The organism is Gammaproteobacteria bacterium, assembly GCA_029880545.1.
GTDB lineage: Bacteria > Pseudomonadota > Gammaproteobacteria > Acidiferrobacterales > SZUA-150 > JAOUOD01.
In genome coordinates this window covers 198,927-217,466 of sequence record JAOUOD010000005.1, presented here as the reverse complement: position 1 = coordinate 217,466, position 18,540 = coordinate 198,927, and the positions used below count along the sequence as shown (strand labels likewise).

Sequence of the window (18,540 nt, the reverse complement as noted above, 5' to 3'; positions counted from 1 at the left end):
CGGCGGAGCTCAGGCCACCCGTGACGGCGCATCGGAATCCTGAATGCGATTAAACACCAATTCCTCACCAGACACATCCACCGAAACGGTGTCACCGGCCGTAAATTTGCCGGCGAGAATCTCCTGCGCCAGCGGATTCTCAATGCGCTGCTGAATCGCCCGTTTTAACGGCCTGGCGCCGTAGACCGGGTCAAAACCGGCCTCGGCAATACGATCCAATGCTGCCGGGCTAAGCTCAAACCCCATATCGCGGCTGGCAAGTCGTTTTCGCAGATACTGCACCTGGATTGCGGCAATACTATGCAGCTGATCACGCCCAAGTGAATGAAATACCACGGTTTCATCGATTCGATTGATGAATTCCGGTCGGAAATGGTCACCGACAATATGCATCACCGCTACTTTCATCGCATCGTAATTCTCGTCGCCGGCGAATTCCTGGATCGCCTGGGAGCCGAGATTTGAGGTCATAATAATCACGGTATTCTTGAAATCCACGGTCCGGCCTTGCCCGTCGGTGAGGCGGCCATCATCCAGTACCTGCAACAACACGTTAAATACATCCGGGTGCGCTTTTTCCACTTCATCCAGCAGAATCACCGAGTACGGTTTGCGACGCACGGCTTCCGTCAGGTAGCCGCCCTCTTCATAACCCACGTATCCTGGTGGTGCGCCAATGAGGCGGGCAACCGAGTGCTTTTCCATAAACTCGGACATGTCTATACGCACCATCGCTTCTTCGGAGTCGAACAGGAAGCTGGCCAGGGCCTTGGTCAACTCGGTTTTTCCGACACCGGTCGGGCCCAGGAACAGGAAAGAGCCGTAGGGACGATCGGGATCAGACAACCCGGCCCGGGATCGACGAATGGCATTGGAGACCGCATCAATCGCCTCGTTCTGGCCGACCACGCGCTTGTGCAACTCATCTTCCATGCGCAGCAGCTTGTCTCGCTCACCTTCCATCATTTTGGTTACCGGAATTCCGGTCCAGCGCGACACCACTTCCGCAATCTCGTTTTCGGTTACTGAATTTCGCAACAACTGGTTGTCCTTGCCTTCAGCAGCACTGGCCGCTTCAAGCTGTTTTTCCAGTTCGGGAATTCGGCCATACTGCAGTTCTGACATGCGCGCCAGATCATTGCCACGGCGAGCGGTTTCCATTTCCTGGCGGGCACGCTCGAGCTCTTCCTTGGTATGCTGGGCACCCTGAACAGCAGCCTTTTCCGCTTTCCAGACTTCCTCAAGATCGGAATACTCTTTTTCCAGGCGCGTGATTTCGGATTCAAGATCTGCCAGGCGTTTTTTTGACGCCTCGTCACTTTCTTTCTTCAGTGCTTCGCGCTCAATTTTCAGCTGGATCAGCCGGCGATCAAGCCGATCCATGGATTCGGGCATGGAATCAATCTCCATGCGAATACGTGATGCCGCTTCATCCATCAGGTCAATAGCCTTGTCCGGCAATTGGCGATCCGTGATATAGCGATGCGACAACGTTGCCGCGGCCACTACGGCGGGGTCGGTAATATCAACACCGTGGTGAACTTCGTATTTTTCCTTGAGCCCGCGCAGAATAGCAATCGTGTCTTCGACGGTTGGTTCACCTACCACTACTTTCTGAAAACGCCGCTCCAGAGCCGCATCCTTTTCCACGTACTTGCGATACTCATCAAGCGTCGTGGCGCCAATACAATGCAATTCACCGCGCGCCAGCGCCGGCTTGAGCATGTTGCCGGCATCCATTGCGCCTTCAGCCTTGCCGGCACCCACCATGGTATGCAACTCATCGATAAAAAGGATAATTTGACCTTCCTGCCTGGACAGGTCATTCAACACGGCTTTGAGACGCTCTTCAAATTCGCCTCGATACTTGGCGCCGGCGATCAGCGAGCCCATATCCAGTGACAACAGCCGTTTGCCCTTGATACCTTCCGGCACTTCACCGTTGACTATACGCTGGGCAAGACCTTCGACGATGGCGGTCTTGCCGACGCCCGGTTCACCGATCAGCACCGGGTTGTTCTTGGTGCGGCGCTGCAGCACCTGTACGGCTCGTCGAATCTCTTCGTCGCGACCGATAACCGGATCAAGCTTGCCTTGCTCGGCACGCTCGGTCATATCGATAGTGTATTTATCCAGCGCCTGGCGGGTATCTTCCGCGTTGGGATCCTGCACGTTCTGACCTCCACGCATTTTCTCAATGGCCTGCTCCAATTGCCCGCGGGACAAACCGGCATTCTTGAACAGTCTTCCCAGTTCGCCCTTGTCTTCAAGTGCCGCCAGTACAAACAGCTCGGTAGAAATATACTGATCCTTGCGTTGCTGCGCATACTTGTCAGTCAGGTTCAGCAGTCGCGAAAGGTCATTGGATATATGCACATCACCACCGGCTCCTTCAACGGATGACATACGATCCAGCGCCTCGCCGAGCTGTGAACGAAGGCCGTTTACATTAATGCCTGTCGGGGCCAGCAAGTGACGCGTCGTACCATCGCGCTGATCCATCAGGGCAATCATAACGTGAACCGGCTCGATAAACTGGTGATCCCGACCAAGCGCAAGACTTTGCGCCTCAGCCAGGGCTTGCTGGAACTTGGTTGTCAATTTGTCCATATTCATGGCGATACCCCCCGGAAACAATACGAACTGACCGGGAACGTTTGCGCCCTGGTCACGATGATCTCTGCATCCTTAATGGGGGTCGAGACCGGGTTTTCAAGGGATTTATGATGGCCAGGCCGGTTAATCAGGCCAGCAGCAGGCCGGTCGCCAGCAACAGCGGGTACAGCAGACTGGCCACAACGTTGGCTGCCAGGCCGGGCTGCAAAGGAGTTCCATGAGCAAGGAAAACGGCCAGTCTCAGGGTAGAGAACAGGCTCGCCGGCAATGCCAGCAGCGCGATCAGGCCCAGGTGCGGAAGGTAGTGCATCCAGACCGCAACGCCCAGTACGACGTATGGCAATAATGCAAACACCGCGTATACATACAAACCGACCCGCGGACCGAACGCAATCAGGAGGTGTCGACGACCTGCCCGCCGATCCGGTTCAATATCCGGGTACTGGTTCATCAGCAACAGGTTGTTCACCAGGAAAAAGGCCGGCAACGAAACAATTACTGCCGGCCATGAATACTCGCCGGTAAACACCATATAGCTGCCGATAATCATAACCGGTCCGAAGCCAAACCCCGGGGCCAACAGGCACAGCAGCGGCTGCCGGGTAATCCAGTTGGTATAAAAAATAACCAATGCCAGGCCCGCAATCCCTGGAACCAGCATCATCGGTCCGCGATACCAGGCAAAAAACAATCCAATAGATGCGCTGACGACCAATGCGGCAATAGCCAGTTCCAGCACTCGATTTGCCAGATGGGGATTTTCCGGCAACGCTCCGCTGCCGCCGCTAAAGGGTGTACGCCGGGTTTGAGCATCAAGCCCGCTGATAAAATCCAGGTATTCGTTAAATGCGTTGACACTGACATGGGCCGCTACGGCACCAATGCAAGCATAGACTATCAGCAGCAGATCGGGCCGGTAACCCAGCCAATGGGCTGTCGCCAGTGCCAGGCCCACCATGATCGGTGACAGCACCAGGAAATGTGGTCGGGTTGTTCGTAATACCGGGTTCAACAGTCAAATACCTGGGGTTTGAATAATGAGCAGCCTGTATAACACAGCCTGCTGTTGGCGAAAATATCGAGTCAAAATTCTCGTCAACATCCCTCGGCATAATAATCCCGCACTGTCGCGTCTTTCCGTAATGTGCCAATGGTTTCTGATTGCTGCTGTACCTGCTCCGGGCCAGGCATCATATCGCCTCGATCAAACCCATGCACAGTGATAGAACGTAAATTGAATTCAAAAAACATTCACCGTCACCGACAATATCGCCGTGGATTTCGGAGAAGACACGATTACCATCCCGAACGATGGCGTTATCATCTGCGCCGGCGGTATTTTGCCAACCGGTTTGCTCAAAACTCCTGGGGCTGAGGTGAAAACCAAGTACGGCACAGTCTGACCGGTTACACTCAATTAGCATCTAATCAGGCAAACGTTTTTGTCGCCGCCTGCCGGCCTCGCTGCTCGTCAATAGTGAACAACAATAATAATCCAGCCACGAAGAATCCCGTCGTTACCAGGATCGCCTGCCGATGATCCCCGGTGATATAGGTGACGGCGCCATAACTAAGCGGTCCGACGACAGCAGCCAGCTTGGTTGCCATTGACCACAAGCCAAAAAACTCGGCGCTGTGGCTGGCAGGCGAAAACTGCCCGACCAGGGCGCGCCCGGCGGACTGGCTTGAACCCATGGCTACACCGATAATGTTGGCCGCAATCCAGAATGTCACGCGATCATGGGTATAGTAGGCAATGACCAGCGCCGCTATCCATAACAGCAAGGTCAGCGCCAATGTTTGGATAGAACCCAGTCGATCCTGTATATGCCCGAATGCAAAGGCGCCTACGGCCGCTGTAATATTTACCACCAGGATCAGCTTGATATTATCGACCGTATCGAAACCCATTACCTGCTGGGCATAAACCGCCGCCAAGGTCACGACGATATAGATTCCACAATAGAAGATTGCCAGGATGATCAGGAATCGGAACAGGTCGCGATAGTGACGCACATGTTTCATGGTCTGACCCAGGCGGAAAAAGCCTGTTCGAACATATGCTGACAACGCCAGTGGCGGGCCCGCCTGCGCTCGTTCACGCAGCCACAAGTACGAGGGCAGCGCGCCAACCAGGAAACTGGCCGCGGTAATCATCAAGCTGACGGAGACGTAGTGATTGGCGCCCAGTCCTCGCAGCTTGGCCGACTCGATATAGACAAGACACAATGCCAGCACCAACAGGCCGCCTAAATAGCCTACCGCCCAGCCGTAACCGGAAATCCGCCCCATTTTTTCCGGTGGCACCAACTCCGGGAGAAATGCCGAGATCAGGCTTTCACCGGCCGCGAACATGAACGTCGCCATGATCACACCAAATACCGCCAGCGCGATATCGCCTTCCCTGGCAGTTGCCAACAGCACGGTAAAACCAATACAAGCCAGCGAAGTAATTACCAGGAAACGCTTTTTATGCGCGCCGTAATCAGCGATAGCACCGATTACCGGGGCGCTGGCAAGCACCATAAGATAGGCAATAGATGTTGTGATCGTCCACAGCAAGGTTGCGGCATTGCCATTACTGACAATTTGCCCGGCAATCACAGATACGAAATAAGCGTTGAATATTGCCGTTAATACGACTGTCGTGAAACCGGAATTGGCAAAATCAAACATCGCCCAGGCGACAATCTCGCGACGGCGTACAGGCTCGTAACCGTTCACACACCCCCCTCGCATTGCGGTGACCACGGGTAACCGCGCCAATGCATCAGCTCATTCCACCACCGGGTCATTCCGGGCAGAAATGGCCATACTACAAATAATTATTAATTATAAATTCGCGCCTGAGAGGTGTCGCCAACTGAATATCAATTGATCAGCTGGCCCTGCTTGTTCTGCTCGGCCATGGTCCGATACACCACTTCAAGAACATTGGCAAAGTATTCGCGATTAACGCTGTAATACACTTCTTTGCCGCGCTTTTCGCTGTTCACCAGACCAGCGTTGCGCAAGACTTTCAGGTGATGGGAAATCGCCGGGCGACTGATATTAAACAAGCGCGCGATATCGTTTACACAGATTTCCTCGTCATGCTCAAAAATTAACAGGATTTTTTGTCGTGTTTCATCGCCCAAGGCGGCGAACATGCGAGAATATGGCATCCAGCCATCTGGCAAATGGATTGCAAATTGCGTCTTCACTGTCACTCCCGATAGATCTGTCGTTATTGTTTGCCGCGCCAGTTCCCGTCTCGATATTTCAAGTTACCATGACATCGCTAACGCCCGCATTTTTCCGGATTGTCATCCCTTCTCCGGATTGCCCGGCCAGCTTACCGCATGATTCTGTAATCGACAAACGGTCCGGGACGTCAAATTCTACCACTTGTCGGGCGGACCAAAAACAGAGAAAAGTAACTATTATCTGGCTCGAAATGCGCTTCAGTGTCGAGACCTGCTGCAGCCAGGAGTTGTTCAAACGAATTACGGGTAAACTTGCGACTGATCTCGGTAAGAATGGTTTCATCTTGCTCAAAACAAAACCGGTTAGGCAGGTCACGCATCCGGACTTTCTGGGCCCTGATTGCGCGCAAATGCATTTCAATTTGCGCGTCCGATTCATTGAACCATGCCCTGTGTTCAAACTGATCTGGATTGAACCCGGCACCCAGTTCACGATTCAGCACCCGCAACATATTGAGATTGAATTCTGCCGTCAGGCCTTCGGCATCATTGTATGCCGCGTTCAATATGCCATGATCCTTTACCCTGTCCACACCAACCAGCAACCGATCATCATGGCGCATGATATTTCGCACTTCTGACAGAAACGTGCAGGCTTCCGTCTCGGTAAAGTTCCCAAGCGTACCGCCCAGAAAGGCAAACAATCTTCGCTCGTTGCGGTCCTCCAGGTGCTGCAAATCGGCCGTGTAATCCAGCACCATGGCATCAATTTCCAGCCATGGATACAGGCCGCAAAGCCTGCTTCCCGCATGCAGCAACATTTGCCCGCATATATCAACCGGGCGATAGGTTGGTTTGATGTTCCGCCGTTCGCAGGCGTCGAAAAAATGGCGGGTCTTTCGGCTGGCGCCACTGCCGAGCTCAACAATGGAGTGCGGGTGAATGCATTCCAGGATGTCAGCGGCGCAGCAGGAAAGCAACTCATCTTCAGTACGAGTAGGGTAATACTCTGGAGTCAGGCAAATGCGATCAAAAAGATCTGAACCACGTTCATCATAAAAATATTTTGCCGGCAGACTTTTTTGTTCCCGTGACAACCCACTGGCCACATCGTCGGCCAGGTCCTGGTACACCGGCCTGTCTGTAATCGTGGTGATATTGATCCGATCCTGTACAGCATGCGCGGTCAATATCCCGGAAAACCCTGATTCCATGATCGCTCCTCCAGTGTTCTCTTGTTACGCAAGGCGCATCATGCTACCACACTAACAACGCGCATTTAATGTGATATAGACTGTGGTTTTATCCGTGTATCGGCAGCAACCGCAGCAGCAGTGTGTGGCTTGAGACATCAATTGACGTTATTATTGTCACATGTGCCGAATCGCCTGTTATCTTGGTCGCGAGATCCTGCTCAAGGATTTACTGCTTGAACCTCATCACAGTCTGCTCAAGCAATCCTGGGAACCCCTGGAGATGCGCGAGGGCCGACTCAATGCCGACGGCTACGGTTTCGGCTGGTACGATGATAACGGTCGCGCAGCACGCTACAGCAACCCCATGCCCATCTGGACGGATCCGAACCTGGAGCCGCTGGCGCGCAGTCTCAGCAAGCAACTGTGGATGGCCAACGTACGCAGCGCCACACGCAATATGGACGTGAGTCATGCAAACACCCAGCCGTTCCTGGATGATCGATACATCTTTCTTCATAATGGCTACATCAAGGATTTTCCCACCGAAGTTCGTCACGGATTTCGGTGCGGACTGGACGCCGATATTGATGCCCACGTACATGGAACAACGGATTCCGAATACCTGTTTGCCCTGTTCAGGCAGTTGCGCCGAAAGCACCAGAACTTTGAACTGACTGACCTGCTTGCCGCGCTACTGGACGACCTGGGCAAATCCATGGCAGGCAGAAAATGTCTTCTGAACATCGCCGTCAGTGATGGCCAGAATATTGTTGCCAGCCGCCATGCCGTTAACGGCGACTGTCCCAGTCTTTATTACACGGTCAACAATGCATGTTTTCCCGATGCGGTGGTGGTTGCATCAGAGCCATTGCACCCTGATCGCGGCTGGGTCAGCCTGCCGAATCACAGCATCATCAGTATTGACGACAACGGACATGCCGACATAAGTCCGTTATGAAGGTCACCAGCCTTGATCTCGACCAGGCCCTGCAGCACGGCATTACCATAGCATCACGATTGCCCGAGCATGCCTGGACTACGCAATTCCATCCCGAGCTCAGCCCGGTTGGCTGGCATATCGGTCACATGGTTTTTATCGAGCGCTATTGGTTGCTCGAACAAGTACTGGGTCAACCGCTCCAGGATCTTGAGAAACAACTCTATTTCCCCTGGCTAAGCCCAAAATCGCTTCGCGGTGGTCAACTGCCTTGCCGGGCGCAACATCTTGACCGGCTGCTTCGGCTACACGAAGAAACTGTTTATGTACTGAACAACCTGGTTGCCGATGGTCACTCGCATGAGCTGTTGCGAGACGATTACTTGCTGCTGTTCCTGGTCCAGCATCATCACCAGCACAACGAAACTCTCATGCAGGTTTGCCAGCAATATGCGCTGCAGCATTCCGACCCGGATTTCACCCCTTCAAGCTGTCCAGGTGGTCGCGACGTTATCAGTCCATCTGTGTTGCTCGAAAGCGCAATGGTGACTATTGGTCTCCTGGACGATGCCCGCGCGTACGACAATGAAATTCCGCGCCATGAAGTCCCGGTTGAAGAATTTTCCATTGCCTCCGGGCCGGTAAGTTGCGCTGAATACCTGGGCTTCGTGGAATCGGCTGGCTACAGCCGGCCTGAACACTGGACACCGGATGGCTGGCGCTGGCTGCAACAGAATAACATTGCGCTACCTGGAAACTGGCGCCGTCATGATTCCGGTCGCTACTATATTATAGATGTGGCCACGGGCTCACTCGGCCCCCGGGAAATGTCTGCCGCCGAGCCGGTCACCCTGCTCAGCCACCATGAAGCCAGCGCTTTTGCATCCTGGGCCGGCTTGCGGCTGCCGACCGAATTCGAGTGGGAGTACAGTCGATCGTACAAATCCTTCAGCGAAGATCAATCCAATCAGTGCTGGGAGTGGTGCAGCAACACGTTTCAGCCCTATCCCGGTTTCAGACCATTCCCCTACGATGGTTACTCAACTCCCTGGTTTGACAACCGGCATTACGTCCTGCGTGGCGCCAGTCGATTTACCTCTGACTGGATCAAGCGTCTCAGCTTCCGGAATTTCTATACTGCCGATACCCGCCACATCTTTTCCGGGCTCAGGCTGGCTGACTGAGCCCGGCTTGTACTGGTGCGCAGTTTGGGTATGCTTGCGCCATTATCACCACGGGCACGGTCATGCTGGATCAGGAAATCAAGAACAATGTCGCCAATGCACTCAGGGAAGACCTGGGCAGCGGCGACCTGACTGCACAACTGCTGCCGGCCGACGGCCAGGCTGTTGCAGAGATCATTTGCCGAGAACAAGCGGTCATTTGCGGCCAGGCCTGGGTGAATGAATGCTTTGCCATGGTGGATCCAGTCATTCACCTCGACTGGCACATACAGGAAGGCCAGCAAGTCGATGCAAACAGCAGCGTATGTCGCATCAATGGTTCAGCACGAAACATGTTAATAGCCGAGCGAACAGCATTGAATTTTTTACAGACATTATCTGCTGTCGCCACCGCCACGCAACACTATGTGAATGCCGTTGCCGGTACCGGGGTTCGCATACTGGACACCCGGAAAACCATCCCCGGCCTGCGCCTCGCCGAGAAATACGCTGTACGTTGTGGTGGTGGTCACAATCATCGTATCGGCCTGTTTGATGCCATCCTGATCAAGGAAAACCATATCCGTGCGGCTGGCTCCATCGCCAAGGCGCTTGGCCTGGCAAATTCTTCCACTGATGGGTCAGTAAAAATCGAAATCGAGGTGGAATCGCTGGATGAACTCCAGCAGGCATTGGCCGCCGGCGCACGCTACATTCTGCTGGACAACTTCAGCAATGATCAGTTACGCGAAGCGGTCCAAATCAATAGCGGTCGCGCCAATCTTGAAGCATCCGGCGATGTCAGCCTCGATACTGTTCGTGACATTGCCCTGACCGGCATTGATGAAATTTCCATTGGCGGCCTGACCAAGCATATCCGGGCAACAGATTTCTCGATGCTCTTTGATATAAGCCAGTAACCAGGGCTGCATCTCACACTCAAGCCGCGACCGGCTGTTGATTGTAACAGCCTGATCGCTATCCCTTTCGGTGCCACCAACACCATCCGGGCAATGCCCTGACGACACCGTGATCCAGCACCGCTGACTATGCCGCAACCGGAAAGATTACAGCTGACCAGGCTTGTTCTGGACGAACAGTGCCAATTTCTGCACAATTCATTCAGACAAACCAATTACGAGTGCACCTGATAGCGCCACCATCATGAAATCGACCTGCAGAATCCTCCTGGGCATTTCTCTAATACTGCCAATGTCCACGTCATTTTCTGATGATGTGCCATCCATCAGCGTCGATAATGGCAAGGACGGTCGCTATATTTTCAATGTCACACTGCATAACGAAAAGGAAATCCGGGACCTGCTGTCGCGGGCCAGGCAATTAAAGGAGACCATGCGCAATAACAAGGAACAAACCGGCATCGCCCTGGTCTTGCATGGTCCTGAAATCCGGTTCTTCTCAAGGAAAAACTACAGTCGCTATAAAAAAATTGTGGACGACGCCGCGTTACTGGATGCTGATCGCGTTATTGATATCAAGATCTGCAAGACCCAGATGGAACTGATGGACATCAGCGACGAGGATATTCCCGGGTTTATTGATATTGTGCCTTATGGCCCCACCGAGGAAGATCGGCTCAAAAGAAAGGGCTACATCTATCTCTGATGCCTTCCGTGTTGGCTCTATCCTGGCGAGGCGCACCAACCCGGAATCCTGTAACTAGTGCAGCGATGAGTGTACGAAGTAGATTACAACAACACCGGCGCCGATCAACGATACCTGGGCAAGTGTTTCTGAAATGTCGGTACGCTTGTGCAGCCCTGGGATCAGGTCGGCTACAGCGATATAGATAAAGCTCGATGCCGCCAACGCCAGTACGTACGGTACGGCAGATTCTGCATCGGCGAGAAAGAAATAGGCCAGCACGCCACCAATCACACTGGTCAGTCCTGAAAGAATATTGAACATGAATGCCTTGCTGCGACTCATTCCGCCCTGCAGCAGGATGGCGAAATCACCCACTTCTTGCGGAATTTCATGGGCAATTACCGCCAGCGCCGTCACCATACCCAAATGCACATCGACCAGGAACGCGGCAGCAATCAGTACGCCATCCACCAGGTTGTGCATGGCATCACCGACCAGGATCAGCTTGCCGGCACTGACATCATTATTGGCCGCCGCCACCGGACCATGCCCATGGTGATGGTCATGATCGTGATCGTGATCGTGATCAGCGTGTAACTCGGTTCCATGCGCCTCGCACTCGGCGTGATGACAGTGGCGCCAGAGCACCATTTTTTCCAGGACAAAAAACACCAGCAAACCGATGAGCACAGTGAACGTAATATCGTGAACGTCGGTTACTTTCGGATTCTCGAGGGCATGCGGCAACAAACCGAGGAATGCCGCGCCGAGCAGTGCGCCAATGGCAAAACTCACCAGCGATGGCAGAATGCGGTCAGCCAGGTGTCGCGGCAGCACCAGGAACAGGCCGGCGCCGCTGACGCTGAGCACGCCACCCATGGCGGTAAATACCACTATCCACAATAACAACGAATCCATATTCAGCTCTGCGCCCCGTCCCGGTTAAAGTCGACGAATCATACTTGAATGTCGCATCCAGTCCAGCCGGTTCACGCAAGCCAGATCAGGCTGGCCATGCGCCCGGTTTCATTGTCGCGACGGTAGGAAAAAAACCGGTCAGGATCGCTGAAGGTACAAAATTCGCCGCCATATATCTCACTTACCCCCGCGCTACCCAGGCGAATTCGCGCAAGACTATAGATATCCGCCAGCCACTTGCCATCAGCAACGGGCTCAAAAGCTGTAGCCGTTTCGGGATGCTGGCTGATAAATGCATCGCGCACTTCGGTACCGACTTCAAAGGCGTGCGGCCCGATGGCCGGACCCAGCCATACCAGCACATCCGCCGGCGATACAGCCATCGCCACGAGCGCTTGCTCCAGGACTCCCGCAGCCAGTCCCCGCCACCCGGCATGGGCGGCGGCAACCACAGTACCCTGCCGGTTGCAAAACAGTGCCGGCAGGCAGTCGGCTGTCATGACAACACATACCGTTGTGAGTTGGCTGGTGAAGCTGGCATCCGCATCAACAGCTATGGATACGGTCGCCGCATCCACCACGGCTGTACCATGGACCTGGTTCAGCCATCTTGGTTCGGCAGGCAAACTCGCCAGCTGTGCAAGCCGTTCCCGGTTGGTCGTCACGTTATCCGGCAGATCATTCACATGCCGGCCTAGATTCAGACTGCCCCATACACCCCGGCTGACGCCGCCAATCCGGGTGGTCGAAACGGCTTTCACTGAAGCCGGTGCCGGCCAGTCAGGCACAATCAGGCTGGCGCCGTACTGCTCAGTCATCGGCATGTTCCCGGGCATCAGCGCGCAATACGTCGAGGAGGTCCTCCATGTCCCGCGGCAGCGGTACGTGCCAGCTCATTTCTTCCCCGGTTTGCGGGTGCTCCAGCATCAACCGGGTCGCATGCAGCGCCTGCCGTGAAAACCGGCGCAAGCCGTCTTTCATGGATTCAGAACAGGCTTTTGGAAACTTGAGACGCCCCCCGTAAACCGGGTCACCCACCAGCGGGTAGTTGATATAGGTCATGTGAACGCGAATCTGGTGGGTTCGACCTGTCTCCAACGATGCCCGAACCAGCGTATGGGCACGGAATTTTTCCTCGACGCGGTAATGGGTCACCGCATCCTTGCCGCCATAGGGTACAACCGCCATACGCTTCCGATCCTTGGGGTGACGCGCCATGGGCTCATCCACGGTGCCACCGGCCACCATCAGCCCATTCACTACCGCCAGGTACTCGCGCGCGACAGCGTGTTCAGCCAACTGCTCTACCAGGTTCAGGCGAGCCGACTCGGTTTTGGCAACCACCATTAACCCGGAGGTATCCTTGTCGAGCCGATGCACAATCCCGGCGCGGGCAATGTTCTCGATCCCGGGAGCATGAGCAATCAAGGCATTGAGCAGTGTTCCGTTGGTATTACCGGCACCCGGGTGCACCACCAGGCCGGCCGGCTTGTTGAGTACCATGATCTGGTCGTCCTCGTAGATGACATCCAGCGCCATAGGCTCCGGTTGCCAGTCATCAGCCGGCTCTGGCTCGGGAACACGAATTTCGAGACGGTCACCGGCGGCTACCCGGTCACGCTGTTTCGGCTGCCGGTCTCCCAGCAAAACCCGGCCGTCCTTGATCCACTGCTGCAACTGGGCTCGGGAATGTCCAGCCACCATGGACGACAACGCCTGATCCAGCCGCATATTGGCCAGGTCTTCGGGCACTTCCAGTATCAAAACCTGCTCTTCGCTCATAATCTGTTGCAAAACCTGCCAATGACCCTACAATTAGGCCCATTCCAATCTGACCCAAGCATATCTTAATTACACCTTATGTCACGTCGAATCATTTACCTGTGGTCTGTAATCGCAGCCAGCCTTCTGATCAGCGCTTGCGCCACGACCGAAGAAGATCCAACCAAGGACTGGTCGCCGCAACGCTTTTATGTTGAAGCCAAAAATGCCTTTGCTGCCGGCAACAAGGAAACGGCGATCAAGTACTTCGAACAGCTCGAAGCACGCTATCCCTACGGGCGTTACGCCGAGCAGGCCCAGCTTGAGGTAGCTTATGTCTATTACAAGCACGAGGAGCCGGAACTGGCACTGTCTGCTGCAAACCGGTTTATCCGCCTGCATCCGACGCATGCCAATATTGACTACGTCTACTACCTGAAGGGCCTGATCAATTTCAACAATCGTGGTGGCACACTGGGTCGCATGCTCGGCATCGAAACAGACGTGGCTGATCGTGACCCGCGCGCAGCACGCGAAGCATTCAATACTTTCCGGGAACTGGTAAACAAGTTCCCACGCAGCCGCTATGCTCCGGATGCACGCAAACGCGCTGCCTACCTGCTTGATTCACTGGCGCGTCATGAAATCAAGGTGGCGCAGTACTACCTTAAGCGGAAGGCGCATACCGCAACCCTGAATCGCTGCAAAATCATCCTGGAAAAGTACCAGCGCACCCGGTCTGTTGAAGACGCACTGGGAATTATGGCTGTTACCTACGGAGAGATTGGCCTTGACGATCTCAGGAAAGATACCTTGCGCGTACTCAGTAAAAACTTTCCAAACTCGGATTACCTGAAGGCCGGTGCCGCCGATCTGGCACGCACCAAGGAATTTTCCTGACAGGACCGCCTTGTTCGGTCGACGGGCGCTGAGATGCGAAAACGGCGCCCGCGGCTGGCAAGCCACCAGTCGCCCGAACACCCTAACCCTTTCGAGCCGATCCGGGCAGCGCGCCCGAGAACCTAGATCGCGTCTTCGTCTGTTTCACCTGTACGGATTCGCACTATCTTGTCAACAGAGCTGACAAATATCTTTCCGTCACCGATGCGGCCGGTACGCGCCGCTTCGGTGATGGCTTCAATCGCGCCATCTACCATGGCCTCGGCCACCACCAGTTCAATTTTTACTTTGGGCAAGAAATCGACAACATATTCCGCACCGCGATAGAGCTCGGTGTGACCCTTTTGTCTGCCAAAGCCTTTGACTTCTGTAACCGTGAGACCGCTTACCCCCACTTCGGACAATGCCTCGCGCACATCGTCCAGCTTGAACGGCTTGATGATTGCTTCGATCTTTTTCATTGTAAAATTCTCGTTTTACCTGATGCAGTATAACTATTGTAACCAAGCGCTGGCCGCACTCCAACCACAATAATCTATTTCGCTTTCCCGCGATAACCCGATGTTATCGGGTAGCGCCGATCACGACCGAAGGCTTTGCGACTGATACGCACTCCCGGTGGCGCCTGCCGACGCTTGTACTCGTTCAGATTCACCAATCGAATTACCCGGGCAACTGTCTCGGGATTGAACCCTTGAGCCACAATTTCCTCGGCACACATATCGTTTTCCACATAAGCTTGCAGGATTGCATCGAGTACCGGGTATTCGGGCAGTGAGTCGCTGTCTTTCTGATCCGGTGCCAGCTCTGCCGATGGCGGTCGATCAATGACACGCTGCGGAATAACCGGCGCCAGGCGGTTGCGCCAATTGGCCAGTTTGTACACCAGTGTTTTGGACACATCCTTGATCGCCGCAAAGCCGCCAGCCATATCGCCATACAGGGTTGCATAGCCAACTGCCATTTCGCTTTTGTTCCCGGTAGTCAACACCATCTTGCCCAGCTTGTTGGAAATCGCCATCAACAACACGCCGCGCACGCGCGCCTGGATATTCTCTTCGGTCGTATCAATCTTGAGACCGGCAAATTCATCCTTGAGCGCATCAAGGAAACTGTTGAACATGGGTTCAATTTCGATCACGCGGTAATTTACCGCCAACGCGCTGGCCTGTGCCTGCGCATCCTCAAGACTCATGTCGGACGTATAGCGGGAAGGCATCATTACCGCCTCGACCCGGTCCGCACCCAAGGCATCAACAGCAATAGCCAGCGTCAGCGCGGAATCTATACCACCGGACAATCCAATCACCACGCCATTGAACCCGTTCTTGTTGACGTAATCGGATACGCCCAGCACCAGTGCCTGGTAGATACAGGCCTCGTCGACAGGATAGGCAACAACGCCATCACGCGATGTCAGCGCACCGTCCACCAGCCAGTCCACCGTGGTGACTTCTGGTTCAAATGCTGATGCGCGATGCGTTACCTCACCACTTGCATCCATGGCAAACGATGCGCCATCAAATACCAGCTCATCCTGCCCACCCGTCTGGTTGACATAAATCACCGGCAACGACTGCTCACTGATGCGTTCGCGCACAATAGCTTCGCGCTCTATCCACTTGTTTGCATGGAAGGGTGACGCATTGAGATTAAGAATAATCTCGGCGCCGGCTTCCCTGGCCAGGGCTACAGGTTTCGGATCCCATATATCTTCACATATGGTTATGCCCAGGTTGCGGCCATTCAGCTCAATAACACAAGCTTCACTGCCCTGGGCAAAATAGCGCTTTTCATCAAAGACACTGTAGTTAGGAAGAACTTGCTTGTGATACCGGGCAACTGCGCGGCCATCAACCAGCACCGATGCTGCATTATATACAGCACCGTCACTGCCATGAGGGTGGCCTACAATCCAGACCATATCGCTGACTGACGCTGCCAGCTCGTTGAGCACGGAGTCTGCCAGGTCAACAAAACCCGGTCGCAACAGCAGGTCTTCCGGCGGGTAGCCGGTCAGGCTCAATTCGGGGAAAACTACCAGGTGTGCGCCGAGTGTTCTGGCTTCACCGGCCGCCTGTTTCATGCGCTCGGCATTGCCATGAATATCGCCAACCAGTGGATTGATTTGCGCCAGCGCAATGCGCAGCGATGTTGTCATGGCCTAACCCAGTACCTGCTTCATGCGTGTGCCCATATCAGCGGGTGAACGCACGGTATGCACACCGGCTGCTTCCAGCGCGGCAAACTTGTCTTCAGCAGTGCCCTTGCCGCCGGCAATAACGGCGCCGGCGTGACCCATGCGCTTGCCCCTGGGTGCGGTAACACCGGCGATATAGGCCACTACCGGCTTTTTCATGCCGGACTTGATAAAGGCGGCTGCATCTTCCTCGGCCTGGCCACCGATTTCACCAACCATAATCACGCCTTCTGTTTGATCGTCGGCTTCAAACATTTCCAGGCAATCCACAAACCCCAGGCCATGCACCGGGTCACCACCAATTCCTACGCAGGTGCTCTGACCCAAACCGGCCTCGGTTGTCTGGTGTACTGCTTCATACGTAAGCGTTCCGGAGCGGGAAACAATACCGATCTTGCCCGGCTTGTGAATCGCTCCCGGCATAATACCGATCTTGCACTCACCCGGTGTAATTACACCGGGACAGTTGGGCCCTATCAGGTGCGCATCATACGAAGACAATGCCGCCTTGACCTTGAGCATATCCAGCACCGGGATGCCTTCTGTAATACAGGCGATCACCTTGATGCCGGCATCAGCCGCTTCCAGGATAGAATCTGCAGCAAACGCGGCAGGCACATAAATCATGGTCGCATCGGCGCCGGTTTCAGCCACCGCATCGGCAACGGTATTGAATACCGGTCTGTCCAGGTGCATTTGACCACCCTTGCCGGGCGTAACACCGCCGACCATGCTGGTGCCGTAAGCAATGGCCTGTTCTGAATGAAACGTGCCCTGCTTGCCGGTAAAACCCTGGCAGATTACACGCGTGTCCTTGTTAACCAGAATACTCATAACAATATCCCTAACCCGCAGCCTTGACCGCCTGGATGGCTGCGTCGGTCAAACCGTCTGCCGCGATAATACTGAGGCCGCTGTCCTTTAACAGCGCCTTGCCCTGTTCAACATTGGTGCCTTCCAGTCGCACGACGATAGGCACAGCGGTCTGTATTTCCCGAACTGCTGATATCACGCCTTCAGCAATGAGATCGCATCGAACAATGCCGCCGAAGATATTGACCAGGATGGCCTTGACGCTGGTATCGGACAAAATGATTTTGAGTGCCTCGGCCACCTTGTCAGCTGTTGTACCGCCGCCCACATCAAGGAAGTTTGCCGGGGTACCGCCGTGCAACTTGATCAGGTCCATGGTTGCCATGGCCAGGCCGGCGCCGTTGACCATACAGCCGATGCTGCCATCAAGCGCCACGTAGTTCAGCCCGAACTGGTTTGCCTTGTGTTCTTTCGGATCTTCCTGGGTCGGATCGCGCCATTCTTCCAGTGCTTTTTGTCTGTACAATGCGCTCTCGTCAATATTGATCTTGGCATCCAGCGCCATCAGCGCATCATCCTCGGTAACAATCAATGGATTGATTTCCACCAGGCTCAGGTCGTTCTCGCGCACGGCGCGCTCAATGCGCATCATGATCTGCACCAGCGACGTTACCTGCTTGCCTTCAAGTCCGAGTGCAAACGCCATCTTGCGGCACTGGTATGGCTGCAGGCCTGCCACCGGGTCAATCACTGTCTTGATAATCTTTTCGGGGTTGCTGGCCGCAACTTCTTCGATGTCCATGCCACCGGAAGCGGAACCAATAAACACCAGTCGTGACAAGGGCCTGTCCAGCAGGCAGGCCAGGTACAGTTCGCGCCTGATTCCGCATGGTTGTTCGATCAACAGGCGATCAACAGGCTGGCCATCGGCACCGGTTTGATGTGTAACCAGGCGCGAGCCCAGTAACTGATCAACGGCTTTTTCAAGCTCATCGCGGCCATTCACCACGCGTACGCCACCGGCCTTGCCGCGACCGCCTGCATGCACCTGGGCCTTGACCACCCAGCTTGTACCACCCAGTTCTTCGGCAACTGCAAGTGCTTCAGCGGCGGAATACGCGGGCTTGCCCGCCGGCACCGGAATGTCATAGCCGGCAAACAGGGTTTTGGCCTGGTGTTCGTGTAAATTCATAACTGACTGCTTCCTGGAATCAACCGTCCTGTCGGGGGCGCTATTTTGGGC

The 18,540-nt window shown here is 54.7% G+C and carries 17 protein-coding genes; 5 read left to right on the top strand and 12 right to left on the bottom strand.

The window, feature by feature from the left end:
- Nucleotides 1–9 precede the first annotated feature (9 nt).
- From clpB to egtD, 5 genes are all read right to left on the bottom strand, one after another.
- On the bottom strand, nt 10–2,616 hold the full coding sequence (clpB, locus tag OEZ10_07790) for an ATP-dependent chaperone ClpB (protein MDH5632882.1): 2,607 nt from the start codon (nt 2,614–2,616) through the stop codon (nt 10–12).
- Between the two features lie 127 nt (nt 2,617–2,743).
- Complete coding sequence (locus tag OEZ10_07785; protein MDH5632881.1) at nt 2,744–3,628, bottom strand: prenyltransferase; 885 nt, start codon at nt 3,626–3,628, stop codon at nt 2,744–2,746.
- A 416-nt stretch (nt 3,629–4,044) separates the two neighbouring features.
- Nucleotides 4,045–5,340 carry an MFS transporter gene (locus OEZ10_07780; GenBank protein ID MDH5632880.1) on the bottom strand — a complete coding sequence of 432 codons (1,296 nt, stop codon included), beginning with the start codon at nt 5,338–5,340 and terminating at the stop codon, nt 4,045–4,047.
- A gap of 146 nt (nt 5,341–5,486) precedes the next feature.
- A complete protein-coding gene (locus tag OEZ10_07775; protein MDH5632879.1) occupies nt 5,487–5,819 on the bottom strand; it encodes a metalloregulator ArsR/SmtB family transcription factor in 333 nt (110 codons plus the stop codon).
- A gap of 170 nt (nt 5,820–5,989) precedes the next feature.
- Nucleotides 5,990–7,015 carry an L-histidine N(alpha)-methyltransferase gene (gene egtD / locus OEZ10_07770; protein ID MDH5632878.1) on the bottom strand — a complete coding sequence of 342 codons (1,026 nt, stop codon included), beginning with the start codon at nt 7,013–7,015 and terminating at the stop codon, nt 5,990–5,992.
- 160 nt (nt 7,016–7,175) lie between these two features.
- Here egtD and egtC point away from each other — a divergent pair, with 160 nt between their 5' ends.
- From egtC to OEZ10_07750, 4 genes are all read left to right on the top strand, one after another.
- Nucleotides 7,176–7,955: an ergothioneine biosynthesis protein EgtC gene (egtC, locus tag OEZ10_07765; protein MDH5632877.1), complete on the top strand. Its 780-nt coding sequence runs from the start codon at nt 7,176–7,178 to the stop codon at nt 7,953–7,955.
- Nucleotides 7,952–9,118, top strand: coding sequence for an SUMF1/EgtB/PvdO family nonheme iron enzyme (locus OEZ10_07760; GenBank protein ID MDH5632876.1), 1,167 nt, complete (start codon nt 7,952–7,954; stop codon nt 9,116–9,118). The genes egtC and OEZ10_07760 overlap by 4 nt, the downstream gene beginning before the upstream one ends.
- A 62-nt stretch (nt 9,119–9,180) precedes the next feature.
- A complete protein-coding gene (gene nadC / locus OEZ10_07755) occupies nt 9,181–10,017 on the top strand; it encodes a carboxylating nicotinate-nucleotide diphosphorylase (GenBank protein ID MDH5632875.1) in 837 nt (278 codons plus the stop codon).
- A gap of 292 nt (nt 10,018–10,309) precedes the next feature.
- Nucleotides 10,310–10,723: a hypothetical protein gene (locus tag OEZ10_07750; GenBank protein ID MDH5632874.1), complete on the top strand. Its 414-nt coding sequence runs from the start codon at nt 10,310–10,312 to the stop codon at nt 10,721–10,723.
- A 54-nt stretch (nt 10,724–10,777) separates the two neighbouring features.
- Here the strand turns inward: OEZ10_07750 and OEZ10_07745 are convergent, their stop codons facing one another.
- The 3 genes from OEZ10_07745 to rluD form a co-directional block, all read right to left on the bottom strand.
- Nucleotides 10,778–11,623 (bottom strand): ZIP family metal transporter, encoded by an 846-nt coding sequence (locus OEZ10_07745; GenBank protein MDH5632873.1) that lies wholly within the window; start codon nt 11,621–11,623, stop codon nt 10,778–10,780.
- 71 nt (nt 11,624–11,694) lie between these two features.
- Nucleotides 11,695–12,441, bottom strand: coding sequence for a peptidoglycan editing factor PgeF (pgeF, locus tag OEZ10_07740; protein MDH5632872.1), 747 nt, complete (start codon nt 12,439–12,441; stop codon nt 11,695–11,697).
- Complete coding sequence (gene rluD / locus OEZ10_07735; GenBank protein ID MDH5632871.1) at nt 12,434–13,405, bottom strand: 23S rRNA pseudouridine(1911/1915/1917) synthase RluD; 972 nt, start codon at nt 13,403–13,405, stop codon at nt 12,434–12,436. Before rluD ends, pgeF begins: the two co-directional genes overlap by 8 nt.
- A 78-nt stretch (nt 13,406–13,483) precedes the next feature.
- Between rluD and OEZ10_07730 the strand changes: the two genes are divergently transcribed.
- The gene (locus tag OEZ10_07730) at nt 13,484–14,284 is read left to right on the top strand and encodes an outer membrane protein assembly factor BamD (protein MDH5632870.1); all 801 of its coding nucleotides are present in this window, start codon (nt 13,484–13,486) and stop codon (nt 14,282–14,284) included.
- 122 nt (nt 14,285–14,406) lie between these two features.
- Here OEZ10_07730 and OEZ10_07725 read toward each other — a convergent pair whose 3' ends face one another.
- The 4 genes from OEZ10_07725 to sucC all read right to left on the bottom strand — a co-directional run bounded on the left by OEZ10_07725 (nt 14,407) and on the right by sucC (nt 18,489).
- Nucleotides 14,407–14,745: a P-II family nitrogen regulator gene (locus OEZ10_07725; GenBank protein ID MDH5632869.1), complete on the bottom strand. Its 339-nt coding sequence runs from the start codon at nt 14,743–14,745 to the stop codon at nt 14,407–14,409.
- Nucleotides 14,746–14,819: 74 nt separating this feature from the next.
- On the bottom strand, nt 14,820–16,445 hold the full coding sequence (locus tag OEZ10_07720) for an NAD+ synthase (GenBank protein MDH5632868.1): 1,626 nt from the start codon (nt 16,443–16,445) through the stop codon (nt 14,820–14,822).
- A gap of 3 nt (nt 16,446–16,448) precedes the next feature.
- Nucleotides 16,449–17,318: a succinate--CoA ligase subunit alpha gene (gene sucD, locus OEZ10_07715; GenBank protein ID MDH5632867.1), complete on the bottom strand. Its 870-nt coding sequence runs from the start codon at nt 17,316–17,318 to the stop codon at nt 16,449–16,451.
- A gap of 10 nt (nt 17,319–17,328) precedes the next feature.
- Complete coding sequence (gene sucC / locus OEZ10_07710) at nt 17,329–18,489, bottom strand: ADP-forming succinate--CoA ligase subunit beta (GenBank protein MDH5632866.1); 1,161 nt, start codon at nt 18,487–18,489, stop codon at nt 17,329–17,331.
- Nucleotides 18,490–18,540 lie beyond the last annotated feature (51 nt).